Here is a 23,649-nt window from a genome sequence, read left to right as displayed (position 1 = left end):
CCCCGTCAGGCCCGTCAGACCTCTTCGACGCTGCTCGGCTCGCGCCGGGACAGGTCGATACCGAGCTCCTCCGCCGCGCGGAAGACGTCCTCGTCGGTGTCGCGCATCTCGATGGACATGCCGTCCGAGGACAGCACCTCCACGTTGAGGCAGAGCGACTGCATTTCCTTGATGAGCACCTTGAAGGACTCGGGAATGCCCGGCTCGGGGATGTTCTCGCCCTTGACGATGGCCTCGTAGACCTTCACGCGGCCGGTGACGTCGTCGGACTTGATGGTCAGCAGCTCCTGGAGGGCGTAAGCGGCGCCATAAGCCTCGAGCGCCCACACCTCCATCTCACCGAAGCGCTGGCCACCGAACTGCGCCTTACCACCCAGCGGCTGCTGCGTGATCATCGAGTACGGACCGGTCGACCGCGCGTGGAGCTTGTCGTCGACCAGGTGGTGGAGCTTGAGGATGTACATGTACCCGACCGAGATCGGGTCCGGGAACGGCTCGCCGGAGCGGCCGTCGAACAGACGCGCCTTACCGGTCGGGAGCACCATGCGCTCGCCGTCGCGGTTCGGGATGGTGTGCTGCAGCAGGCCGGCCAGCTCGTCCTCGCGGGCACCGTCGAACACCGGGGTGGCGACGTTGGTACCGGGAGCGACCTGGTCGGCGCCGATCGCCTGGAGGCGCTGCGCCCACTCGTCCGCCAGACCGGAGACGTCCCAGCCGCGGCTGGCGAGCCAGCCGAGGTGGATCTCCAGGACCTGTCCCGGGTTCATTCGGGACGGGACACCCAGCGGGTTCAGGATGATGTCGACCGGCGTGCCGTCCTCAAGGAAGGGCATGTCCTCGATCGGAAGGATCTTGGAGATGACACCCTTGTTGCCGTGGCGGCCGGCGAGCTTGTCACCATCGGTGATCTTGCGCTTCTGGGCGACGTAGACGCGGACCAGCTGGTTCACGCCCGGAGGAAGCTCGTCGCCCTCCTCGCGGTCGAAGACGCGGACACCGATGACCTTGCCGATCTCACCGTGAGGGACCTTGAGCGAGGTGTCACGCACCTCGCGGGCCTTCTCACCGAAGATCGCGCGGAGCAGGCGCTCCTCCGGGGTCAGCTCGGTCTCACCCTTGGGCGTGACCTTGCCGACCAGGATGTCGCCGGCGACGACGTCCGCACCGATGCGGATGATGCCGCGCTCGTCGAGGTCCGCCAGGACCTCCTCGGAGACGTTCGGGATGTCCCGGGTGATCTCCTCGGGGCCCAGCTTGGTGTCGCGGGCGTCGACCTCGTGCTCCTCGATGTGGATCGAGGAGAGGACGTCGTCCTGCACGAGGCGCTGCGACAGGATGATCGCGTCCTCGTAGTTGTGGCCTTCCCACGGCATGAACGCGACGAGCAGGTTCTTGCCGAGGGCCATCTCGCCCTCTTCGGTGGCCGGGCCGTCGGCGAGGACCTGGGCCTCGACGATCCGGTCGCCCTCGTTGACGATCACCTTCTGGTTGACCGACGTGCCCTGGTTCGAGCGGGAGAACTTCGAGACGCGGTACGTGGTGTACGTGCCGTCGTCGTTGGCGACGGTGATGTAGTCGGCCGAGACCTCCTGGACGACACCGTCCTTCTCCGCCTTGATCGAGTCACCGGCGTCGACCGCACAGCGGTACTCCATGCCGGTGCCGACGAGCGGCGCCTCCGCCTTGATGAGCGGAACGGCCTGGCGCATCATGTTCGCGCCCATGAGGGCGCGGTTGGCGTCGTCGTGCTCGAGGAAGGGGATCATCGCGGTCGCGACGGACACCATCTGGCGCGGGGAGACGTCCATGTAGTCGACGTCGTCGCCGGCGATGTAGTCGATCTCGCCGCCACGACGGCGGACCAGTACGCGGTTCTCGGAGAAGCGCATCTCGTCGTTCAGGCGGGCGTTCGCCTGGGCGATGACGAAGCGGTCTTCCTCGTCGGCCGTCAGGTAGTCGACCTCGTCGGTGACGACACCGTCGACGACCTTGCGGTACGGGGTCTCGATGAAACCGAACGGGTTGATCCGGCCGTAGGAGGCCAGCGAGCCGATCAGACCGATGTTCGGGCCTTCAGGGGTCTCGATGGGGCACATGCGGCCGTAGTGCGACGGGTGGACGTCACGGACCTCGAAGCCGGCCCGCTCACGGGACAGACCACCCGGGCCGAGGGCGTTGAGACGACGCTTGTGCGTCAGGCCCGACAGCGGGTTGTTCTGGTCCATGAACTGCGACAGCTGGCTGGTGCCGAAGAACTCCTTGATGGAGGCGACGACCGGCCGGATGTTGATCAGGGTCTGCGGCGTGATCGCCTCGACGTCCTGGGTCGTCATGCGCTCGCGCACGACGCGCTCCATACGGGCGAGACCCGTACGGACCTGGTTCTGGATGAGCTCGCCGACGTTGCGGATACGGCGGTTGCCGAAGTGGTCGATGTCGTCGGTCTCGACGACGATCTCCCGGCCCGACTCGCCGACCGTCTCGGTCTCACCGGCGTGCAGCTTCACCAGGTACTTGATGGTGGCGATGATGTCGTCGGTGGTGAGCACACCGGCGTCGAGCGGCTCGTCGGCGCCGAGCTTCTTGTTCACCTTGTAGCGGCCGACCTTCGCGAGGTCGTAGCGCTTCGGGTTGAAGTAGAGGTTCTCGAGCAGCGTCTGAGCGGCCTCGCGGGTCGGCGGCTCGCCCGGGCGCAGCTTGCGGTAGATGTCGAGCAGCGCGTCGTCCTGACCCTGGGTGTGGTCCTTCTCCAGGGTGGCGCGCATGGACTCGTACTCGCCGAACTCCTCGAGGATCTGCTCGGTGGTCCAACCGAGAGCCTTCAGGAGGACGGTGACGGACTGCTTGCGCTTGCGGTCGATGCGGACACCGACCATGTCGCGCTTGTCGATCTCCATCTCCAGCCAGGCACCCCGGGACGGGATGATCTTGGCGGAGAAGATGTCCTTGTCGGACGTCTTGTCGATGGAGGAGTCGAAGTAGACACCGGGGGAGCGGACAAGCTGCGACACGACGACACGCTCGGTGCCGTTGATGACGAAGGTGCCCTTGTTGGTCATGAGCGGGAAATCGCCCATGAAGACCGTCTGAGACTTGATCTCTCCGGTCTCGTTGTTCGTGAACTCGGCAGTGACGAACAGCGGAGCCGCGTACGTGAAGTCGCGCTCCTTGCACTCGTCGACGGAGTTCTTCGCCGGCTCGAAACGGTGGTCGCGGAAGGTCAGCGACATCGACCCGGAGAAGTCCTCGATCGGCGAGATCTCCTCGAAGATCTCTTCCAGACCGGACTTGGTGGGGACGTCCTGTCCACTCTCAAGAGCCGACTCGACGCGAGCCTTCCAGGCAGCGTTGCCGAGCAGCCAGTCAAAGCTCTCGGTCTGCAGCGCCAGGAGGTTCGGAACCTCGAGGGGCTCCTTGATCTTTGCAAAGGAGATGCGCAGCGGGGCGGTGCTGGCACCGTTGTTCGTATTGGTCGAGGCGTTGCGCGAGGCGGCCAAGAGGGGGTCCTTCCGAGGGCTCGGACTCACTACGCGCGTACCGGTCCCAGCCGACACAGAAGACAGACCCCTCCCGAACTGGCCAAAGACCAGGTCGGGCGTATCAATCAAGTGTGCTCAAGCGTGGGCATGCCCCTGGCGACGGGCAGGGGGCAGCTAACAGGCAGCGCAAAGGGTCAGTGTAGCCACTTGGCTCACTGATGTCCAGACCGCGTTCCGGCAACCGGCAACAGGCCTTCCCCACGTCTCTTCACAACATCAACACTGCGTCCCGCGCTCGGCTCTCGCACACAGAGCGCGTATGAGTACTGCCCGCTTCGTAGCCGATCCATACCTCGGATCTCGGATCGGGCCGGATCGCATGGGATCGAGCCGATTCGAGCTGGCGACGGGACTGAGAATTGCGCGCCGCGTCCCGTTCGTCAAGGCCCCCTGCTCCGAGCGGATCATCTCCGGACCCTGCTTCGAGGCAACGAAGATCACCCTACTCCCCAACGAGACCAGGGCAAGTCAGGCACTGCCGGTACGCCAAAGGGCGACCACCCTTACGGGTGATCGCCCTTGGTCGGGGCCCTGGAGGGCCCCGGAGGTGTTACTTGCCCTCGACAGCCGCGCCGGCGCCCTTGAGGGCCTCGGCGGCCTTCTCGGCGGCGTCCTTGGCGACCTTCTCGAGGACCGGCTTCGGGGCGCCGTCCACGAGGTCCTTGGCCTCCTTCAGACCCAGGGAGGTCAGCTCGCGCACGACCTTGATGACCTGGATCTTCTTGTCGCCGGCACCGGTGAGGATGACGTCGAACTCGTCCTTCTCCTCCTCGGCCTCGCCAGCGCCACCGGCACCACCGGCGGGGGCGGCAACGGCGACGGCCGCGGCGGCGGTGACGTCGAACTTCTCCTCGAAGGCCTTCACGAACTCGGAGAGCTCGATGAGGGTCATCTCCTCGAACTGGGCGAGGAGGTCGTCCTGAGAGAGCTTCGCCATGATGGGCGATCCTTCCACTAATTCGGCAGGTGCCGGATGTATATAGAGGCGGGCGTAACGGCCCGCTACGACCCACGCACTAGGCGGCGTGGATCAGTGCGCGAGCCGAATTACTCGGCACCGCCCTGCTCGGCGAGCTTGACGCGAAGGGCGTCCGCGGTGCGGACGAACTTCGACGGCAGCGCCTGGAAGAGCGAGGCAGCCTGAGACTGCTTGCCCTTGAACGCGCCGGCCAGCTTGCTGAGCAGAACCTCGCGGGACTCGAGGTCCGCAAGCTTCTTGATCTCATCGGCGGTGAGCGCCTTACCATCAAGGACACCCGCCTTGATGATGAGGTTGGGGTTCTCCTTGGCGAAGTCACGCAGGCTCTTCGCCGACTCCACCGGGTCACCGGTGATGAAGGCGACCGCGGTCGGACCAGCGAAGTGCTCGTCCAGCGCGGTGATCCCGGCCTGGTTGGCCGCAATCTTGGTCAGCGTGTTCTTCACCACGGCGTACTGGGCGTTCTCACCGAGCGAACGACGCAGCGTCTTGAGCTGCGCGACGGTGAGACCCCGGTACTCGGTCAGCACGGCGGCGTTCGAGCTCTGGAACTGGTCCGTGAGCTCGGCTACCGCGGCAGCCTTGTCGGGCCTTGCCATAGAGCGTCGGCCTCCTTCCGGGTGATGAGGACCGCTCAGAAGGGGCTGAACAAAACGAAACGCCCCGGCGCAAGCGCACGGGGCGTAAGCTCGACCGAATCACTCCGGGAGCTTGTCCACGAACACCTGCGCAGGACGTCCGCGTCAACGGATCCTTCGGCCACCGCGCTCTTGCGGGCACGGCAACGACCAGCGGTCTTTGGCTTCTGGTGAAGCGTACGTGAAGGGGTCGACCCAAGGCAAATCGCCCCTGAGGGGCCTGAAAAGCGCCGTACCGGAGCCGGAGGCCTTCGGTGCTGCCGCAGCCGACCACCGGCGGTCAGGCGGCGCCCTCGTCAGGCTCTTGCGGCCCTCGGCCTGAGCGCCTTGGTGTTCTTCTCCTGGCGCTTCTCCGGGGAGTCCAGTCGCACAGGGTTCGCACACGTGAAAAAACGGGCCCCCCGCCACCCCGTGCGGGGGGCGAGGGGCCCGTTCAGCCACTCAGCGAGCCGTCAGGCTCAGACAGCAGCCGGGTCTTCCTCGACGAGGAGATTCCGGGTGCGGTTCGGGTCCAGCTGGATGCCGGGGCCCATGGTGGTGCTCAGGGCGGCCTTCTTGATGTAGCGGCCCTTCGCGGCGGACGGCTTCAGACGCAGGATCTCGTCCAGAGCGGCGCCGTAGTTCTCGACCAGCTTGTCATCGGAGAAGGAGACCTTGCCGATGATGAAGTGCAGGTTCGAGTGCTTGTCGACGCGGAACTCGATCTTGCCACCCTTGATCTCGGTGACAGCCTTGGCGACGTCCATGGTGACGGTGCCGGTCTTCGGGTTCGGCATCAGGCCACGGGGACCGAGCACGCGGCCGAGGCGGCCGACCTTGCCCATGAGGTCCGGGGTGGCGACAACCGCGTCGAACTCGTTCAGGCGGTTGCCCTTGGCGATCTCGTTGATCAGCTCGTCGTCGCCGACGATGTCGGCGCCGGCGGCTTCCGCGGCCGCAGCACGGTCACCGGTCGCGAAGACCAGGACCCGGGCGGTCTTACCGGTGCCGTGCGGGAGGTTCACGGTGCCGCGGACCATCTGGTCGGCCTTGCGCGGGTCGACACCCAGGCGGAAGGCGACCTCGACGGTACCGTCGAACTTGGTCGTGGAGGTCTCCTTGGCGAGACGGACGGCCTCGAGCGGGGCGTACAGCTTCTCCCGGTCGACCTTGGCGTCCGCAGCGCGGAGAGTCTTGCTGCGCTTCACTTCTGCTCCTGTGTTGATTCTTCAGGCGTGGAGTCGTGGTGCGGACCAGCGCTTGGTCCTACCACTGGTGGTACTGGAGGGGGCTGGATCAGCCTTCGACGGTGATGCCCATCGAGCGCGCGGTACCGGAAATGATCTTCACGGCGGCGTCGATGTCGTTGGCGTTCAGGTCGGGCATCTTCAGCTCGGCGATCTCCTTGACCTGGGCGGCCGTGAGCTTGGCGACCTTGGTCTTGTGGGGCTCGCCGGAGCCCTTCTCCACGCCCGCGTGCTTCAGGATGAGGCGCGCGGCCGGCGGAGTCTTGGTGATGAAGGTGAAGGAGCGGTCCTCGTAGACCGTGATCTCCACCGGCACGACCATGCCACGCTGCGACTCGGTCGCGGCGTTGTAGGCCTTGCAGAACTCCATGATGTTGACGCCGTGCTGACCGAGCGCGGGGCCGACCGGCGGAGCCGGGTTGGCCGCACCGGCCTTGATCTGGAGCTTGATAAGCCCCGTGACCTTCTTCTTCTTGGGAGGCATTGCTCTCTCCGGGTCCTAGTGAGAGTTTTCAGCCGCCGATCCGGTCATCCGGATGGAGGCATACCGCACCACGATAACGGGTATCGGTGCGGGGCTAAAAACCGAGCAGGTCAGACCGCCCTTTACGGGGCGATCTGACCTGTCCGGAAGCTTTCGCGCAGAAGATCAGTTCTTCTGGATCTGGTCGAAGCTGAGCTCGACCGGGGTCTCGCGGCCGAAGATCTCGACGAGGCCCTTGACCTTCTTCGAGTCCGGGTTGATCTCGTTGATCGTCGCCTGGAGCGTGGCGAACGGACCGTCGGTGACGGTGACCGAGTCGCCGACCTCGAAGTCGAGCACCTCGATCGTGCGCTTGACGGCGGGCGCGGGCAGGCCGGCCTCTTCCGCGGCGGCCTTGGCGGCCTTCTCCTGCGCCTCCGGGGCGAGCATCTTGACGATCTCGTCCAGCGTCAGCGGGTACGGGTCGTACGCGTTGCCGACGAAGCCGGTGACACCAGGCGTGTTGCGGACGACGCCCCAGGACTCGTTCGTCAGATCCATGCGGACGAGCACGTAGCCGGGCAGCTTGTTCTGCCGGACGTTCTTGCGCTCGCCGTTCTTGATCTGGACGATCTCTTCCTCGGGCACCTCGGCCTGGTAGATGAACTCCTCGACGTTCAGCGAGACGGCGCGCTGCTCCAGGTTGGCCTTCACGCGCTTCTCGTAGCCGGCGTAGGTGTGGATCACGTACCACTCGCCGGGCAGGAGGCGCAGCTCGTCGCGCAGAGCCTGGACCGGGTCCACGGGCTCGGCCTCGGCGGCCTCTTCGGCTTCCTCGCCGGCCTCGGCCTCGACCTCGGTGGCGCCCTCTTCGTCAGCGTCGTCGGCAGCCGCCTCGACCTCGGCGTCGTCCTCGAGCTCGGCGTCGGCGTCGACCTCGTCCTGGACGTGCAGCGCGGCCTCTTCGGCGGCGCCGCCCGCCTCGGCGTCGGCGAGCTCGGCCTCGTCGGGGTCCACAGCGTCTGCCGCCTCGACGATGTCGAGCTCGTCCTCGACGGACTCGACGGAGTCGTGGCTCGCGTTCAGGTTCGGGTCAGACACGGTGGCTGCTTCTTCCTGGATACAAAAGGTGGTGGAACATGCGAAAACGGGCGGCACCCATCAAGGCGCCGCCCTCCGCGGGGATCAGCCGAAGACGAACTTGATGGCTTCCTGGAACCCATAGTCAATCACGGTCACCAGACCGATCATGATGACCACGAAGACAATCACCACGGTGGTGTACGTCGTGAGCTGGTTGCGAGTGGGCCATACGACCTTGCGGAGTTCCGCGACAATCTGGCGGTAGAACAGCGCGAGCCGGCCCAGAGGACCCTTCTTGCCGCGCTTGCCGCCCTTGCGGGCCTTCTTCTCGCGGGTCTCGTCCTCGGCGTCAGGCATGTCGATGGAGCCCAGGGCGTCCGTCACGTCTCTCACCTGAATCCGGGTCGTGGCCGTACCGCGCCCGGTTGCGCCGCACGGCGTTGCATCGAAGTACGTACCTGCGCACACACATCCGAGAAGGAGTGTGGAGCAGGGCCGGAGGGACTCGAACCCCCAACCGCTGGTTTTGGAGACCAGTGCTCTACCAATTGAGCTACGACCCTTTGCGTCCCCCAACCTACCGCATCCGGGCGAGTGCACGGAGTGCGCACGCTCTGGGCGATCGGCGAGGTCCAACGACAGGTGAGTGTACGTGAACCACGCCCTGACGTCGAACAGGATCCCGTCGAGCTGCCCCTGCGGCGTCCCGCGGTCCGGTGACTGAAACGTTGTGCGGCAGCTGTTTGCCGTCTGGGACGATTGCTCGCATGACCTCTGCAACGCCTTCTTCCGAGCGCCGGGTGTCCGCCCGTATCGGCGCCATTTCCGAGTCCGCCACCCTCGCCGTGGACGCCAAGGCCAAGGCCCTCAAGGCCGCCGGACGCCCGGTGATCGGCTTCGGCGCGGGCGAGCCCGACTTCCCGACCCCGGACTACATCGTCGAGGCCGCGGTCGAGGCCTGCCGCAACCCCAAGTACCACCGCTACACGCCGGCCGGCGGTCTGCCCGAGCTCAAGGCCGCGATCGCCGCCAAGACCCTGCGGGACTCCGGCTACGAGGTCGACGCGTCGCAGGTGCTGGTGACCAACGGCGGCAAGCAGGCGATCTACGAGGCCTTCGCGGCCATCCTGGACCCGGGCGACGAGGTCATCGTCCCGGCTCCGTACTGGACCACCTACCCGGAGTCCATCCGTCTCGCCGGCGGTGTCCCGGTCGAGGTCGTCGCCGACGAGACCACCGGCTACCGGGTCTCCGTCGAGCAGCTGGAGGCCGCGCGCACCGAGCGCACCAAGGTCGTCCTGTTCGTCTCGCCCTCCAACCCGACGGGCGCCGTCTACACCGAGGCCGACGCCGAGGCGATCGGCCGCTGGGCCGCCGAGAAGGGCCTGTGGGTCCTGACCGACGAGATCTACGAGCACCTGGTCTACGGCGACGCGAAGTTCGTCTCGCTCCCCGCGATCGTCCCCGAGCTGGCCGACCGCTGCATCGTCGTCAACGGCGTCGCGAAGACGTACGCGATGACCGGCTGGCGGGTGGGCTGGATCATCGGGCCGAGGGACGTGGTCAAGGCCGCGACGAACCTGCAGTCGCACGCCACCTCCAACGTCTCCAACGTGGCCCAGGTCGCGGCGCTGGCCGCCGTCTCCGGCAACCTGGACGCGGTCCACGAGATGCGCACCGCCTTCGACCGCCGCCGCCAGACGATCGTGCGGATGCTGAACGAGATCGACGGCGTCGTCTGCCCGACCCCCGAGGGCGCGTTCTACGTGTATCCGTCGGTCAAGGAGCTCCTCGGCAAGGAGATCCGCGGCAAGCGCCCGCAGACCTCCGTCGAGCTCGCGGCCCTGATCCTGGACGAGGTCGAGGTCGCGGTCGTCCCCGGCGAGGCCTTCGGCACCCCGGGCTACCTGCGCCTGTCCTACGCCCTGGGCGACGAGGACCTGGTGGAGGGCATCTCCCGAGTCCAGAAGCTCCTCGCGGAGGCCAAGGCCTAGAGCGGCCCGCCGTCAGGCCCGAAGCGGCGCGACCCTGCCGGGTCGCGCCGCTTCGGCATTCCCCCAGCCGAATCCAGCCCCGGCGACGCTCAATACGCGGGGTCCCGGGCGGAGCCCGACCTCGGCTCCGGGCCCCCGCTCGGGCACATCCGGCCCTGCCGGCGTTCGAGGCGCGGGGTCCGGGGCGGAGCCCCGATCTTGCAGCCGCGGCCCGCTCACGCGTACGGGCGAGCCCCCGATCGGTAAAACCCCCTCCCGCCGGGCGCGGCGGTACGGCAGGATCACCAGATGGAGCACGCACGCGATCTCACGCTTCTGCCGAAGGCACACCTCCACCTGCACTTCACCGGCTCGATGCGGCCATCGACCCTGCTGGAGCTCGCCGACAAGTACGGCGTCCGGCTCCCGGACGCCCTGACCGCCGGTGAGCCGCCCAAGCTCCGCGCGACCGACGAGCGCGGCTGGTTCCGCTTCCAGCGGCTCTACGACGCCGCCCGCTCCTGCCTGCGCGAGCCCGACGACATCCGCCGGCTGGTCCGCGAGGCGGCGGAGGAGGACGTACGGGACGGCAGCGGCTGGCTGGAGATCCAGGTGGATCCCACCTCCTACGCCCCCCTCCTCGGCGGGATGATCCCGGCCGTCGAGATCATCCTCGACGCCGTGGACACCGCGTCCCGCGAGACCGGCCTCGGGATGCGCGTCCTGATCGCCGCGAACCGAATGAAGCACCCCCTCGACGCCCGGACCCTGGCCCGCCTGGCCGTCCGCTACGCCGACCGCGGGATCGTCGGCTTCGGCCTGTCCAACGACGAGCGCCGCGGCTTGGCCCGCGACTTCGACCGGGCCTTCGCCATCGCCCGCGAGGGCGGCCTGCTGGCCGCCCCGCACGGCGGCGAGCTCGCCGGCCCGGCCTCCGTGCGCGACTGCCTCGACGATCTGCACGCCTCCCGCATCGGGCACGGCGTGCGGGCAGCCGAGGATCCGCGCCTGCTCAAGCGGCTCGCGGACCGGCAGATCACCTGCGAGGTCTGCCCGGCCTCCAACGTCGCCCTGGGGGTCTACGAGCGGCCCGAGGACGTCCCGCTGCGCACCCTCTTCGAGGCCGGGGTGCCGATGGCGCTGGGCGCCGACGACCCGCTGCTCTTCGGCTCCCGGCTCGCCGCCCAGTACGAGATCGCCCGCCGCCACCACGCCTTCACGGACGCGGAGCTCGCCGAGCTGGCCCGCCAGTCGGTGCGCGGCAGTGCCGCGCCGGCCGACGTACAGGAGAAGCTGCTCGCGGGGATCGACCACTGGCTCACCTCGTGAGCCGCAGGTCCCCCTCGTAGCAGTCGGCCCGCACCCGGTGCCCGCCCTGGAAGCCGATCTCCAGATGGGTGCGGCCCTGCTCGGGCACGGCGAACTCGGCGACCGAGGCGACGGACTCGCCGACGTGCCGCAGGAAGGGGTGGTCTCCGAGGTCCTCGCCGACCTCGACGCGCCCCCACTCCCCCATGTCGTACGGCTCGTGCGGCGCGGCCGACTCGACGATCAGGCACTGGTCGGAGCCAGTGGTGATGCGGATGGAATCGCCGAGGCTGTCGATCAGCCAGACGTCGAGGGGAGCCTCGGAGCGCTCGCCGTCGCTGATGTGCCAGGACGCGACGACTCTGCTGAGCGTGCGCCCCACGAGGCGGGTGGGGTCCGTACCGGCCCCGTGCCGGGGACAGAGCATGGGCGGCCGGGGCTCCTCAGATGCTGACGCCGACCGTCACCGGTTCGTTGACCAGGGTGACGCCGAAGGCCGCGTGGACGCCCGCGACGACCTCGCGGGCCAGGGTGAGGAGGTCCTCGGTGGTGGCCTCGCCTCGGTTGGTGAGGGCGAGGGTGTGCTTGGTGGAGATGCGTGCGGGGCCGGTGCCGTAGCCCTTGGTGAAACCGGCCTTGTCGATCAGCCAGGCCGCGCTGGTCTTCGTACGGCCTTCGCCGGCGGGGTAGGCGGGCGGGGCGGTGTCGGGGCCGAGGCGGTCCTGGACGCGGGCGAGGAACGCGGCGTAGGCCTCGTCGGTCAGGATCGGGTTGTGGAAGAAGGAGCCGGCCGACCAGGTGTCGTGGTCGGCGGGGTCGAGGACCATGCCCTTGCCGGCGCGCAGGCGCAGCACGGTGTCGCGGGCGGTGGCGGCGGGGACCCGGTCGCCGGCCTCGACGCCGAGGGCGCGGGCGGTCTCGGGGTACTTGATCGGCGCGGAGAGCCCGCCGGCGTCCTCCAGGGCGAAGCGCACGCGCAGGACCACGTACCGCTCGGGCTGGTGCTTGAAGAGGCTGTCGCGGTACGAGAACGCGCACTCGGCGGCGGACAGCGTGACCGTCTCGCGGCGGGTGCGGTCGTAGGCGACGACCTCGGTGATGGTGTCGCAGACCTCCTGGCCGTACGCCCCGACGTTCTGGATCGGGGTGGCGCCCGCGGAGCCGGGGATTCCGGCGAGGCACTCGATGCCGGCCAGGCCGGCTTCGACGGCGCGGGTGACGGCGTCGCTCCAGTTCTCGCCGGCGGCGAGCTCCAGGGTGGTGCCGGTCAGGGTGAAGCCGGTGGTCGCGATGCGCAGGGCGGTGCCGTCGAATCCCTGGTCGCCGATGACCAGATTGCTGCCGCCGCCGATGACGAGCAGCGGGGTTCCGCTCTCGTCCGCGGCTCGGACGGCGGCGACCACCTCGGCGTCGGTGGTCGCGGTGACCAGACGGGTGGCGGGCCCACCGAGGCGGAAGGTGGTCAGCGGGGCGAGGGGGGCGTCGTGGAGTTCCTGCACGTGGACAAGAGTACGGTCCGTGCCCCTCGCGTCCCGGCGGGGCCACGGACCGTGACTCAGTAGGCGGTGCGCTGCTCGGCCAGACGGCGCTCCGCTTCGGCCCAGCCGATGGGGAGCTCGCCGGCCCGTACGGTCCACCGGGTGAAGGTCGACTCCTTCATGAAGGCGGTGGCGGCGCGGGCGCTGGAGCGGTGCGGCTCGCTGCGGGCGAACCGGTGGAGCGCGTCGCGGTCCTCCCAGGCGGAGAGGGTGAGGAAGGTGCGGCTGAAGACGCGGGCCCGGAGGGCGACGCCGTGCGCGCCGGGGGCCTTGCGCATCTGGCCGATGATGCCGGGGGCCTTGAGGAGGAACCGGAAGGCGCCGGCGAGGGTGGCGGTCTCGAAGCGGGAGGCCATGACGTAGACCTCGGCGTCGGGGGCTGCCCGGGTGGGGGTGGACCAGGGGATGTCGGGCATGACGGGGACTCCTTCTGGTTCTGGGGTGGGTGCCTGGACGGTGTCAGCGGGCTACGGGGACCTTCGCCGGGCCGGGCGTCGCGGCCGCGGCGGGGGCTGTGCCGGCGTCTGTGCCGGCGTCTGTGCCGCCGTCTGTGCCGCCGTCGTGAGCGCGGGAGCGCTTCGGCCGGCCCGGGAGCAGCAGGGCGAAGGCGGCGGCCAGGGCGACCGCGGCGGCGCCGATCCACAGGGCGGGGATGGTGCCGTCGGTGAAGGCCTGCGGGGACGCGTAGCCGCCCTGTGCGGCGAAGACCGAGGCGAGGACGGCGACGCCGAGGGCTCCGCCGACCTCCCGCAGGGCGTTGTTGGTGCCGGAGGCCCTGCCCTGGTCGGCGGGGGTCACGGTGGACATCAGCACGTGGGAGGCGGGGGCGAAGTACAGCCCCATGCCGATGCCGCTGATGATCAGCGCCGGGAGCTGGGCGGCGTACGAGACGTCCGCGCTCAGGATCGCCGCGAACCAGCCGAGGCCGAGGGCCTGGAGTGCGAGCCCCACGGCGATGACGGGGCGGCCGCCGATCCGGTCGGAGAGGATGCCGGAGATCGGCGCGACGATCATCGGCATGCCGGTCCAGGGGAGCATGCGCAGGCCCGCTTCGGTGGGCGAGTAGCCGGCGACGCCCTGGAGGAACTGGGCGAGCAGGAAGATCGAGCCGAACATGCCCAGGAACATCAGCAGGCTGGCCGCGTTGATCCCCAGGAAGCCCCGGTTCCGGAAGAGCCTCATGGGGAGCATCGGGTTCGCGCTGCGGATGCCGTGGCGGACGAAGGCGCCGACGAGCGCGGTTCCGGCGATCAGGCCGGTGAGCACGGGGGCGCTGGTCCAGCCCTCGGCGTTCGCGTTGACCAGGGCGTAGACGATGCCGAACAGGCCGGCGCTGATGAGCAGGGTGCCGGGGAGGTCGAGGCGGGAGCCGGGGGCGGTGGACTCGGCCAGGCGCAGGCGGGCGAGCGGGATCAGGGCCAGGCCTATCGGCACGTTCAGCCAGAAGATCCACTGCCAGGAGATGTGCTCGGTGAGGCTGCCGCCGATGAGGGGCCCGCTGGCGACGGCGAGGCCGGTGACGGCTCCGTAGATGCCGAGGGCCATGCCGCGGCGGGCGGCGGGGACGGCGGCGGTGAGGAGGGTCAGGGTGAGCGGCATCATGATCGCGGCGCCGACGCCCTGGACGGCGCGGGCGGCGATGAGCGCGTCGATGCCGGGCGAGAGGGCGGCCGCGGCGGAGGCGCCGGTGAAGATCGCGAGGCCTGTGACGAACAGCCGGCGGCGCCCGAAGCGGTCTCCGAGGGCGGCGCCGAACATGAGGAGGACGGCGAAGGTGAGCGTGTAGGCGTTCACCGTCCACTCGAGGTCCTCCAGCCGGCCGCCGAGGTCCTCGCGGATGGCGGGCAGGGCCGTGGTGACGACGAGGTTGTCGAGGGCGGCCATGAAGCTGGCGACGCCGGTCAGTACGAGGGCCCAGACGGCCGGCCCGCGGAGCTTGGTGTCCGTATCCGTGCCCGTGTTCGTACCCATAGTCGTGCCTTGCGTGTTCACGATCCCCCCTGAGGATTGTTAGTTATCAATGACTAACTTTGGTGCGCATGAGTGAACCGCCGGACGGGCGGCGTCGCACTCAGCTCTCCAGGCGACCCTTGGCGCGGGCCGCGGGATACAGCCCCTCCCAGACGCGGTGCTCGGGCGGGAAGCCCATGGCGGCGAGGGTGTTGATCAGCATCCCGTACGCCATGAAGGTCGTGGTCTCCTTCGCGTCCCCGCCGAACGGCACGCGGACCGTGTCCCAGAGCTCCATCCAGCCCTTGCGGACGAGCTCGCCGAGCTCGTGGTCCCCGGCGGCTTCGGCGGCGGCGACGGAGACGTACATCTGCAGCTGCATCTGGAGCTTGTCGGGGTCCTCGGCGATGAGCCGGGTGTAGGCGTTCGCCATGGACTGCGTGGCCTCTTCACCGTGCAGCCCCTCGCCGGCGGCGGCCATCACCTCACGCGTCTCCCGCAGGCAGCGCTCCGCGGCGGCGAGGAAGATGGCCAGTTTGTTCGGGAAGAGCCGGAAGAGGTACGGCTGGGAGACCCCGACCCGCTTGGCGATCGCCTCGGTGGAGGTCCCGTAGTAGCCCCCGCGGGCGAACTCGTGCACGGCGGCCCGAACGACACTCTCGCGCCGCTCTTCCGCGCTCATCCTTGGCATGGCTCTCAAGTTAGTACTCAATCACTAACCATGCAAGGGCGAATCGCGGGTCGCGGTTGCTGTGCGGTGGTGCGGGACGCCGTGCGAGGACGGCCGGAGCGCGGTCCGAGGGCGAGGGCGTTGTGCGAGGCGCGGTGCAGAGCGCGGGCGCAGCCCGGACAGCGAGCGCGGGCCGCTGCGGGGGGGGCAGGCGGCGAGGCTGCGCTGGGCGACGTGCGGGACGAGCGCGAAGCCGGCCTCACCCTCGCCGGTGCGGGCGGGGCCAATCCGCGGGGGCCGATGCGCAGGGGGCTGCCACCCGGGGGCGGAGGCGAGCATGCAGCCGAGGCAGGGGGCGGAAGCTCCCACGCCGTACGGGCCGCGGCGCGGACGGCGGGGACGCTGCCCAGGGGTGGTAGCGCGAGGGGCGGGGGCGCGAGGGGCGGGGGCGCGAGGGCGCGAGCACGGCCCGAGGAGGCGGACGCGGCGCCGACGCGGGCCCGTGGGCACAGAGAGCCCGAGGACGGCCCGGTGCCGGGGAGGCGGCCCGAGATTGGGGAGACGGCCCGAGGTCGGGGTACAACCCGAGGCCGGGGGCGTCGCCCGAGGGCGGAGAAGCGGCCTGAGGCCGGGGTACAGCCCGAGGCCGGGGGCATGGCCCGAGGGCGGAGAAGCGGCCTGAGGCCGGGGTACAGCCCGAGGCCGGGGGCATGGCCCGAGGCGGGGACGCGACCCAACGCGGGGATAGGACCCGACGCCTAGCACGCGGCCTGAGACCGGAGGGCATGGCCCGAGGCCGGGGGGCGTGGCGAGGGCGAGGCTGGGGCCCGAGGCCGAGGTACAGCCCGAAAGCGGGGCCGCGGCCCGAGGCGGGGACGCGGCCGGAGGCCGGGGGCATGGCCCGGGGCGGGGACTCAACCCAAGGGCGGGGACGGGACCCACGCCGGATACGCGGCCCGAGGCCGGGGCATGGCCCGAGACCAGGGGGCGTGGCGAGGGCGAGGCTGGGGCCCGAAGCCGGGGTACAGCCCGAAAGCGGGGCCGCGGCCCGAGGCGGGGACGCGGCCGGAGGCCGGGGGCATAACCCGAGGCGGGGGCGTGGCCCAAGGGCGGGGATGGGACCCGACGCCGGGTACGCGGCCCGAGGCCGGGGGCATAAGCCGAGGCGGGGGCGTGGCCCACGGCCGGGGCGTGGCCCGAGGCCGGGGGCATGGCCCGAGGCGAGGACGCGGCTCCAGGCCGGGTGCAAGCCGAGGCCGGGGACGGGGCCAAGCCCAGGCAGCCGGGAGCGCCCCCGTCCACCGCCGTCAGGCGAGTGCGACCACCGCGCGGGACATGCCCAGGACCTTCTGGCCGGCGCTCATGGCCGTCAGGTCGACGCGGACGCGGTTGTCCTCCAGCTTGGCCGCGACCTTGGCCGTGACCTCGATCAGGCCGCCCCGCTCGTCGTTCGGGACCACCACCGGCTTGGTGAAGCGCACGCCGTACTCGACCACCGCGCCCGGGTCGCCGACCCAGTCGGTGACCACGCGGATCGCCTCGGCCATGGTGAACATGCCGTGCGCGATCACGTCCGGCAGTCCGACCTCCTTGGCGAACTTCTCGTTCCAGTGGATCGGGTTGAAGTCGCCCGAGGCACCGGCGTACCGGACCAGCGTGGCGCGCGTCACGGAGAAGGAGGCCGCGGGCAGCTCGGTGCCCACCTCGACGTCCGCGTACTGGATCTGCGCTGCCATGTCAGGCCTCCTCGGGGGCGCGGGAGACGAGCTTCGTCCACGCCGTCACCACGTGCTCGCCGGTCTCGTCGTGGACCTCGCCGCGGATGTCGATGATGTCGTTGCCCGCGAGGGACTTCACGGCCTCGATCGTCGAGGTCACGGAGAGCCGGTCACCGGCCCGCACGGGGCGTGCGTACGCGAACTTCTGGTCGCCGTGCACGACGCGGCTGTAGTCCAGCCCCAGCTGCGGGTCCTCGACGACCTGACCCGCCGCCGCGAAAGTGATCGCGAACACGAAAGTCGGCGGAGCGATCACATCGGGGTAGCCGTACCCCTTGGCGGCTTCGGGGTCGGTGTACACGGGATTGGCGTCACCCACGGCGACCGCGAATTCGCGGATCTTCTCCCGGCCGACCTCGTACGGATCGGTGGGGGGGTAACTCCGCCCCACGAAGGACTGGTCGAGAGCCATGACTCACTTCCTCCTGATGAAGGGACACGAAAAAACGACACGAGGCCGCCCCCCAAAGAAGGGGACGACCTCATGACGGTGCCTGTTATTCGAGACTTCGCTGGGGTCAGCGGGTCTCGCGGTGCGCGGTGTGCGAGTTGCAACGCGGGCAGTGCTTCTTCATCTCAAGACGGTCCGGGTTGTTACGCCGGTTCTTCTTGGTGATGTAGTTCCGCTCCTTGCACTCCACGCAGGCCAGCGTGATCTTCGGGCGGACGTCGGTGGCAGCCACGTGAGTGCTCCTTGACGGACTATGGGACGGATGAACGCATAAAAGAGTAGCCGATCGGGAGACCGACCCCGCAATCGGCTACTGTGTGTAGCGGCGACCGGACTTGAACCGGTGACACAGCGATTATGAGCCGCTTGCTCTACCGACTGAGCTACGCCGCTTTGATGTGATCAGTTCCCCACCCGAGGGTGGGGGACCTCTCTCACCAGAGCCCCAATGCGGAATCGAACCGCAGACCTTCTCCTTACCATGGAGACGCTCTACCGACTGAGCTATTGGGGCGAGCGATGAAGACATTACACGGTTGCCCGCCGATCGCCCAAATCCTTTGCGGGGACCGGGCTCCGAGGGGGTCCGGTCGCCTTTCTCGATCAGCCCGCCGAGGGCTCACACGCCACTTCGGGCACGGAATGTGTGCGGGCTCACACGCCGTCACCCGCGTACGGGCCCCGCTCACGCCCGGCCGGCTCCGCCGGAGCGCGCGCCCGTCCGCTCAGGCGCACGGGCACCACACCGGTACGACTATTGCGCTCTTCCGCGAAGCGGGGTGCACCGCGCCCTAGGCTCTGAGCACGCTGCGTGATCTTGGGCCGCGGACCGCGGCCATGGCCCAGGACCGCCCGAGCCACCGCAGGAGCGCGATGTCCGACAGCCAGCCGCAGCAGCCGTTCCAGTCCCCGCGCAGCGGCCGCGGCGAGGGCGGAGGACACGGACCCGCACCCGGCCCCTCCCAGAGCCCCTCCCGCGGCCGGAGCCACCTCCCCGGCCACGCCCAGGACCGGCCCCAGGACGAAGGCCGGGCACGGAGTCAGAGCAACGGCCCGATCCAGGGCCGGCGCCACGACGACGGCCCGCACCACAGTCGCTCCGAGGGGCACTCCCCCGCTCTCGGCCACGCCGCCGCCGAGGCCACCACCCTGCTGCTCGCCGGGGCCCGCCTCACCGACGGCCGGACCGTGGACGTCCGTCTCAGCGGCGGCCGGATCCAGGCCGTCGGTACCGCGGGCAGCCTCCCCGCCCCCGCCCTGTCCCGGGTGGACCTCGGCGGGTACCTGCTGCTGCCCGCCCCCGCCGAACCCCACGCCCACGGCGACACCGCCCTGACCGCCGACGCCGAGGGCCCCGTCTCGTACACCCCCGACGAGGTCCAGCGCCGGGCCACCGAAGCCGCCCTGCTCCAGCTCGGCCACGGCGCCACCGCCGTGCGCTCTCACGTCCGGATCGGCGACGTGCACGGTCTCGGCCCCATGGAGGCCGTGCTCCAGGCCCGCCGCTCGCTGCGCGGGCTCACCGACCTGACCACCGTCGCCGTACCCCGCCTGCTGACCGGGGTGGCCGGCGCCGACGGGCTCGCGATGCTCCGGGACGCGGTCAAGATGGGCGCCTCCGTGATCGGCGGCTGCCCCGACCTGGACCCCGATCCGACCGGCTTCCTGGAAGCGGTCCTGGAACTCGCCGACGAGCACGGCTGCCCCGTGGACCTGCACACGGACGGTGACGACCCGGGCCGCCTGGCCCGGCTCGCCGCGATGGCCGGCGGGCTGCGCCCCGGGGTGAGCATCGGCCCCTGCGGCGGCCTCTCCCGGCTCCCGCTGGACGTGGCGGCCCGCGCCGCCGACCAGTTGGCCGCCGCCGGGGTACGGGTCACCTGCCTGCCCCAGGGCGACTGCGCGGCCCTGGAACGCCGCGGCCTGCGCACCGCCCCCGTGCGCCTGCTCCGGGCCGCCGGGGTGCGCGTCACGGCCGGCAGCGGGGCCCTGCGGGACGCCGGGAACCCGGTCGGCCGCGGCGACCCCCTGGAGGCCGCCTACCTGCTGGCCTCCCAGGGCGGCCTGCGGCCGGGCGAGGCCTACGAGTCGGTCAGCACCGCCGCCCGGGAGGCCATGGGGCTGCCGGAGGTCCGGGTGGAGGCCGGTTTCCCGGCGGAGCTGCTCGCCGTGCGCGGCGACCGGATCGCGGGCGTGCTGTCCCTCGCGTACAGCCGGATCGTGATCCACCGGGGTCGGGTGGTGGCCCGTACGAGTGCCGTGCGGGAGTACTGCGACTCGGCCGTCGCCGTGGCCCTGGACCTGCCCCGGCAGGGCCGTACGGAGCCCGGTCCGTGAAGTCCGCCGGGCGGGCGCCGCGGCCCGGCTCGTCGTACGGTCGGGACATGCGCATCGTCATCGCGGGTGGACACGGTCAGATCGCGCTGCGGCTGGAGCGACTGCTCGCCGCGCGCGGGTACGAGGTCGCGGGGATCATCCGCGACCGGGCGCAGGGCGACGACCTCAGGGAGGCGGGCGCCGAACCGGTGCTGTGCGATCTGGAGTCGGCCTCGGTGGAGCACGTGGCGGGGATCCTGCAGGGCGCGGAGGTGGCGGTGTTCGCCGCCGGCGCGGGTCCGGGCAGCGGGATCGGGCGCAAGGACACCGTGGACCGGGGCGCGGCGGTGCTGTTCGCCGACGCGGCCGAACGGGCCGGTGTGCGGCGCTTCCTGATGGTCTCTTCGATGGGCGCGGACGCCCGGCACGAGGGCGACGAGGTCTTCGACACCTACCTCCGGGCGAAGGGCGAGGCCGACGACCACGTCCGCACCCGGCTGGGCCTCGAGTGGACGGTCCTGCGGCCCGGTTCGCTGGTCGACGACGCGGGGACGGGCCAGGTCCGCCTGGAGGTGCGGACGGGCCGCGGCTCCGTCCCGCGCGACGACGTGGCGGCGGTGCTCGCCGAACTGGTCGAGACGCCGGCGACGGCCGGCCTGACCCTGGAGCTGGTCTCCGGTTCGACCCCGGTCGCGGTGGCCGTCAAGGACGTCGCGGGCAACTGACGCCGAGCCGTCGTCGACTGCCCGCCCCGCTCTTCCTCCCCCTCAGAATTCGGCGGTCAGCTTGTCGTCGGACCGTCCCACGGAGTCCTGCTGGTACTGGTCCTCATAGGCCTGGCGGATCCGCTCGATGCGCCCGCTGCGCTCGCCGGCGTCCTTCTCGGGGTACAGCAGCACCACCTCGTACGAGGTCTCGCGGACGGCCTTGCCGTCCTGCCCGCGCCACTGGCCGTACCCGTCGTGGACGGTCAGCCCCTCGGGGAAGGCCGGGGTGATCTCGCGGTCCAGGAACCGCATGAACTCCGCCTCCCCGACCGGGTCGCGGCCGTCGGACCGCTCGGTGCCGAAGTACAGCCGGGTCTCCTGGTAGGGCTCCCCCACGTCCGCGTGGAGCGCCGCCCCGACCAGAGCCGGCAGCCCGGCGCCGAGCAGGGCGATGAGCACCCCGCCGCCTACTTTCCCCCGCATGTCAGATGTCCATGTCACTCAAGGTGAACGAACAGAAGACCCCGACGATGCGGCCGACCACACCCCCCGCCCACCGAACGGACGGACCGCATGACGACAGAACCCCCGTCCACTGCGATTCCGCAGATGAACGGGGGTTCCACTCGCGTGGCGGCGCCAGGGTTCGAACCTGGGTAGGCTGAGCCGGCAGATTTACAGTCTGCTCCCTTTGGCCACTCGGGCACACCGCCATGATCGCTGCCATTTTTCCGCTTTTCGGCGGCGCTCCCTGGCAACGACGTAAACGATACCTGATGACCGGGGGTGCTTCGCCACCGGATTGATCAGCGCCGGGGGTGGGTGCGGTGGCTAGGCTTTGCCGCGCGGGCCGGGGATGTACGGCCGTGCCCTTCGGGGCGATCACCACCGACTTCAAGGAGCCACTGCACATGGCCGACTCCAGTTTCGACATCGTCTCGAAGGTCGAGCGGCAGGAGGTCGACAACGCCCTCAACCAGGCCGCCAAGGAACTGTCGCAGCGCTACGACTTCAAGGGCACCGGCGCCACGATCGCCTGGTCCGGCGACAAGATCCTGATGGAGGCGAACTCCGAGGAGCGGGTCAAGGCCGTCCTCGACGTGTTCGAGACCAAGCTGGTCAAGCGTGGAATCTCGCTCAAGGCGCTGGACGCCGGCGAGCCGCAGCTGTCCGGCAAGGAGTACAAGATCTTCGCCACGATCGAGGAGGGCATCTCCCAGGAGAACGCCAAGAAGGTGGCGAAGATCATCCGGGACGAGGGTCCCAAGGGCGTCAAGGCCCAGGTCCAGGGTGAGGAGCTGCGCGTCAGCTCCAAGAGCCGTGACGACCTCCAGGAGGTCCAGGCGCTGCTCAAGGGCAAGGACCTCGACTTCGCGATCCAGTTCGTGAACTACCGCTGATCCAGGTCTCCGACCTGCCCGCACGCCGGCCCGGCGGTCCTGACGGACCGCCGGGCCGCGGCGGTTGCGCGGAGTGTGTGCGGGGCGTGAGCGGCGCGTGCGCCACCGCGGACTTCTGTGGGCACTTGGGCGGCGGGGGTGCGCCCCACAGGCTGGTGGCATCCATCACCGCTTGGCAGGGGGTTCTCGCATGCCTGGGGCCGGCACGTTTCGCGAAGACGTCTGGGCGTCCGTGGTCGTCGCCCTGGTCGCGCTGCCCCTGTGCGTGGGGGTGGCCGTCGCCTCGGGGGCGCCGGCCGAGCTGGGGATCGTCACCGGGGTGGTCGGCGGGCTGGTCACCGGCTGGTTCCGGGGCAGCTCGCTCCAGGTGAGCGGGCCCGCGGCCGGGCTCACCGTGCTGGTCTACGAGGCGGTGCAGGTGTACGGTCTGCCCGCGCTCGGGGTACTGGTGCTGGCAGCCGGGGTGCTGCAGCTGGGCATGGGGGTGCTGCGGCTCGGGCGGTGGTTCCGGGCGATCTCCGTCGCCGTCGTGCACGGGATGCTGGCGGGGATCGGGCTGGTGCTGATCTGCGGGCAGCTCTACGCCCTGGGCGGGGTGGAGGCGCCGGGGCACACCCTGGCCAAGCTGGGCGGGCTGCACGGACTGGCGGCGCGGGCGGACTGGGCCGCCGTGGCGCTCGGCGCCGGGACCATCGCCGTCATGGTGCTCTGGCGCCGCATGCCGGCGCGGCTGCGCCTGGTGCCCGGGGCGCTGGTGGCAGTGGCGGCCGCCACCGCGGCGGCGCTCCTGCTGCGGCTGCCCGTGGACAAGGTGCGGGTGACGGGGGTGCTGGACGCCCTGTCCCCGCCCGGCTGGGGCGACTTCGATGTGCTGGCGTCCGTCGGGGCGGCCGGGACCGTCATCGCACTGGCGCTGATCGCCTCCGCCGAGACCCTCTTCAGCGCCGCCGCCGTGGATCGGATGCACGACGGTCCCCGGACCGACTACGACCGCGAGCTCGTCGCCCAGGGCGTCGGCAACAGCGTCTGCGGGCTGCTCGGGGCACTGCCGATGACCGCCGTCATCGTGCGCAGCTCCGCCAATGTGGAGGCCGGGGCCCGCACCCGGGCCTCCCGGATCATGCACGGCGGCTGGCTGCTGCTCTTCGCCGCGGCCTTCCCGCAGGCTCTGCAGGCCGTGCCGCTGGCCGCGCTCGCCGGGGTGCTCCTGCACGCCGGATGGAAGCTCCTCCCGGCCCGGGCGGTGGCGGGGCTGTGGCGCACGCACCGGGGCGAGGCGGTGGTCCTGCTGGTCACCGCCACCGCGATCGTCGTCACCAACCTCTTCGAGGGCGTACTGATCGGCCTGGGGCTCGCCATCGCCAAGGCGGCCTGGGAAACCTCCCACGTGCACATCGAGGAGGTCTGGGAGGACGGCGAGCTGTCCGTCCGGGTCGTGGGCAACGCGAGCTTCCTGCGGCTGCCCAAACTGCTCGACGCCCTGGACGCGCTGCCGCACGGCAAACCCGTACGGCTCGACCTGAGCGGACTGCGCCACCTCGACCACGCCTGCCTGACCGCACTGGAGGGGTGGGAGCGCCAACGGCTGCCGGCGCCCGGCCGTGAGGGCGTCATCCGGCCCGGATAGCCT

The 23,649-nt window shown here is 70.3% G+C and carries 22 protein-coding genes and 4 tRNA genes; 6 read left to right on the top strand and 20 right to left on the bottom strand.

Features of this window, described 5'->3' with window-relative positions:
• Nucleotides 1-14: 14 nt before the first annotated feature.
• From rpoB to BGK67_RS20825, 8 genes are all read right to left on the bottom strand, one after another.
• Nucleotides 15-3,497, bottom strand: a complete 3,483-nt coding sequence (gene rpoB, locus BGK67_RS20860; RefSeq protein WP_069921508.1) for a DNA-directed RNA polymerase subunit beta — start codon at nucleotides 3,495-3,497, stop codon at nucleotides 15-17.
• Nucleotides 3,498-4,089: 592 nt separating this feature from the next.
• Nucleotides 4,090-4,476, bottom strand: coding sequence for a 50S ribosomal protein L7/L12 (gene rplL / locus BGK67_RS20855; RefSeq protein ID WP_069921507.1), 387 nt, complete (start codon nucleotides 4,474-4,476; stop codon nucleotides 4,090-4,092).
• A gap of 110 nt (nucleotides 4,477-4,586) precedes the next feature.
• Complete coding sequence (rplJ, locus tag BGK67_RS20850; protein ID WP_069921506.1) at nucleotides 4,587-5,117, bottom strand: 50S ribosomal protein L10; 531 nt, start codon at nucleotides 5,115-5,117, stop codon at nucleotides 4,587-4,589.
• Between the two features lie 497 nt (nucleotides 5,118-5,614).
• Nucleotides 5,615-6,343: a 50S ribosomal protein L1 gene (gene rplA / locus BGK67_RS20845; RefSeq protein ID WP_030388881.1), complete on the bottom strand. Its 729-nt coding sequence runs from the start codon at nucleotides 6,341-6,343 to the stop codon at nucleotides 5,615-5,617.
• An 88-nt stretch (nucleotides 6,344-6,431) separates the two neighbouring features.
• Nucleotides 6,432-6,866 (bottom strand): 50S ribosomal protein L11, encoded by a 435-nt coding sequence (gene rplK / locus BGK67_RS20840; RefSeq protein WP_069921505.1) that lies wholly within the window; start codon nucleotides 6,864-6,866, stop codon nucleotides 6,432-6,434.
• Between the two features lie 165 nt (nucleotides 6,867-7,031).
• On the bottom strand, nucleotides 7,032-7,946 hold the full coding sequence (gene nusG, locus BGK67_RS20835; protein ID WP_069921504.1) for a transcription termination/antitermination protein NusG: 915 nt from the start codon (nucleotides 7,944-7,946) through the stop codon (nucleotides 7,032-7,034).
• Nucleotides 7,947-8,030: 84 nt separating this feature from the next.
• Nucleotides 8,031-8,312: a preprotein translocase subunit SecE gene (gene secE / locus BGK67_RS20830; RefSeq protein ID WP_030825982.1), complete on the bottom strand. Its 282-nt coding sequence runs from the start codon at nucleotides 8,310-8,312 to the stop codon at nucleotides 8,031-8,033.
• Between the two features lie 106 nt (nucleotides 8,313-8,418).
• Nucleotides 8,419-8,491, bottom strand: a tRNA-Trp gene (locus BGK67_RS20825).
• 204 nt (nucleotides 8,492-8,695) lie between these two features.
• Here BGK67_RS20825 and BGK67_RS20820 point away from each other — a divergent pair.
• Both BGK67_RS20820 and BGK67_RS20815 read left to right on the top strand, forming a co-directional pair.
• A complete protein-coding gene (locus tag BGK67_RS20820) occupies nucleotides 8,696-9,922 on the top strand; it encodes a pyridoxal phosphate-dependent aminotransferase (protein WP_069921503.1) in 1,227 nt (408 codons plus the stop codon).
• A gap of 288 nt (nucleotides 9,923-10,210) precedes the next feature.
• A complete protein-coding gene (locus BGK67_RS20815) occupies nucleotides 10,211-11,230 on the top strand; it encodes an adenosine deaminase (RefSeq protein ID WP_069921502.1) in 1,020 nt (339 codons plus the stop codon).
• Here BGK67_RS20815 and BGK67_RS20810 read toward each other — a convergent pair.
• The 10 genes from BGK67_RS20810 to BGK67_RS20765 all read right to left on the bottom strand — a co-directional run bounded on the left by BGK67_RS20810 (nucleotide 11,220) and on the right by BGK67_RS20765 (nucleotide 18,110).
• Nucleotides 11,220-11,636 carry a hypothetical protein gene (locus tag BGK67_RS20810; protein ID WP_069921501.1) on the bottom strand — a complete coding sequence of 139 codons (417 nt, stop codon included), beginning with the start codon at nucleotides 11,634-11,636 and terminating at the stop codon, nucleotides 11,220-11,222. The genes BGK67_RS20815 and BGK67_RS20810 overlap by 11 nt on opposite strands.
• A gap of 16 nt (nucleotides 11,637-11,652) precedes the next feature.
• A complete protein-coding gene (locus tag BGK67_RS20805; RefSeq protein WP_279628730.1) occupies nucleotides 11,653-12,768 on the bottom strand; it encodes a UDP-N-acetylmuramate dehydrogenase in 1,116 nt (371 codons plus the stop codon).
• Nucleotides 12,765-13,163: a DUF3291 domain-containing protein gene (locus BGK67_RS20800; protein ID WP_069921499.1), complete on the bottom strand. Its 399-nt coding sequence runs from the start codon at nucleotides 13,161-13,163 to the stop codon at nucleotides 12,765-12,767. Before BGK67_RS20800 ends, BGK67_RS20805 begins: the two co-directional genes overlap by 4 nt.
• Nucleotides 13,164-13,206: 43 nt before the next feature.
• Nucleotides 13,207-14,718 (bottom strand): DHA2 family efflux MFS transporter permease subunit, encoded by a 1,512-nt coding sequence (locus BGK67_RS20795; protein WP_069921498.1) that lies wholly within the window; start codon nucleotides 14,716-14,718, stop codon nucleotides 13,207-13,209.
• A 100-nt stretch (nucleotides 14,719-14,818) separates the two neighbouring features.
• Nucleotides 14,819-15,388: a TetR/AcrR family transcriptional regulator gene (locus BGK67_RS20790; RefSeq protein WP_079154295.1), complete on the bottom strand. Its 570-nt coding sequence runs from the start codon at nucleotides 15,386-15,388 to the stop codon at nucleotides 14,819-14,821.
• Between the two features lie 1,286 nt (nucleotides 15,389-16,674).
• The gene (locus BGK67_RS20785; RefSeq protein WP_069921496.1) at nucleotides 16,675-17,103 is read right to left on the bottom strand and encodes a MaoC family dehydratase; all 429 of its coding nucleotides are present in this window, start codon (nucleotides 17,101-17,103) and stop codon (nucleotides 16,675-16,677) included.
• A gap of 1 nt (nucleotide 17,104) precedes the next feature.
• Entirely contained in the window at nucleotides 17,105-17,557 is a 453-nt protein-coding gene (locus BGK67_RS20780) for a MaoC family dehydratase N-terminal domain-containing protein (protein ID WP_069921495.1), read from the bottom strand.
• Nucleotides 17,558-17,663: 106 nt separating this feature from the next.
• Nucleotides 17,664-17,828 (bottom strand): 50S ribosomal protein L33, encoded by a 165-nt coding sequence (gene rpmG, locus BGK67_RS20775; protein WP_003956487.1) that lies wholly within the window; start codon nucleotides 17,826-17,828, stop codon nucleotides 17,664-17,666.
• An 88-nt stretch (nucleotides 17,829-17,916) separates the two neighbouring features.
• A tRNA-Met gene (locus BGK67_RS20770) sits at nucleotides 17,917-17,989 on the bottom strand.
• Nucleotides 17,990-18,037: 48 nt separating this feature from the next.
• Nucleotides 18,038-18,110, bottom strand: a tRNA-Thr gene (locus tag BGK67_RS20765).
• Nucleotides 18,111-18,469: 359 nt separating this feature from the next.
• On the opposite strand from BGK67_RS20765, the gene BGK67_RS20760 reads away from it, so the two are divergent.
• Entirely contained in the window at nucleotides 18,470-19,933 is a 1,464-nt protein-coding gene (locus BGK67_RS20760) for an amidohydrolase family protein (protein WP_244291278.1), read from the top strand.
• Nucleotides 19,934-19,980: 47 nt separating this feature from the next.
• Nucleotides 19,981-20,637, top strand: coding sequence for an SDR family oxidoreductase (locus tag BGK67_RS20755; protein ID WP_069924002.1), 657 nt, complete (start codon nucleotides 19,981-19,983; stop codon nucleotides 20,635-20,637).
• A gap of 42 nt (nucleotides 20,638-20,679) precedes the next feature.
• Here the strand turns inward: BGK67_RS20755 and BGK67_RS20750 are convergent, their stop codons facing one another.
• Nucleotides 20,680-21,102 (bottom strand): DUF3574 domain-containing protein, encoded by a 423-nt coding sequence (locus BGK67_RS20750; RefSeq protein WP_069921494.1) that lies wholly within the window; start codon nucleotides 21,100-21,102, stop codon nucleotides 20,680-20,682.
• 148 nt (nucleotides 21,103-21,250) lie between these two features.
• Nucleotides 21,251-21,332, bottom strand: a tRNA-Tyr gene (locus BGK67_RS20745).
• A gap of 198 nt (nucleotides 21,333-21,530) precedes the next feature.
• Between BGK67_RS20745 and BGK67_RS20740 the strand changes: the two genes are divergently transcribed.
• On the top strand, nucleotides 21,531-22,019 hold the full coding sequence (locus BGK67_RS20740; protein ID WP_069924001.1) for a YajQ family cyclic di-GMP-binding protein: 489 nt from the start codon (nucleotides 21,531-21,533) through the stop codon (nucleotides 22,017-22,019).
• Between the two features lie 190 nt (nucleotides 22,020-22,209).
• Entirely contained in the window at nucleotides 22,210-23,646 is a 1,437-nt protein-coding gene (locus BGK67_RS20735; RefSeq protein ID WP_069921493.1) for a SulP family inorganic anion transporter, read from the top strand.
• The last annotated feature ends 3 nt before the right edge of the window (nucleotides 23,647-23,649 follow it).

Source organism: Streptomyces subrutilus, from assembly GCF_001746425.1.
Classification (GTDB): domain Bacteria; phylum Actinomycetota; class Actinomycetes; order Streptomycetales; family Streptomycetaceae; genus Streptomyces; species Streptomyces subrutilus_A.
Note: the sequence above shows the minus strand (reverse complement) of the source record. Positions and strands in the feature narration are given on the sequence as shown.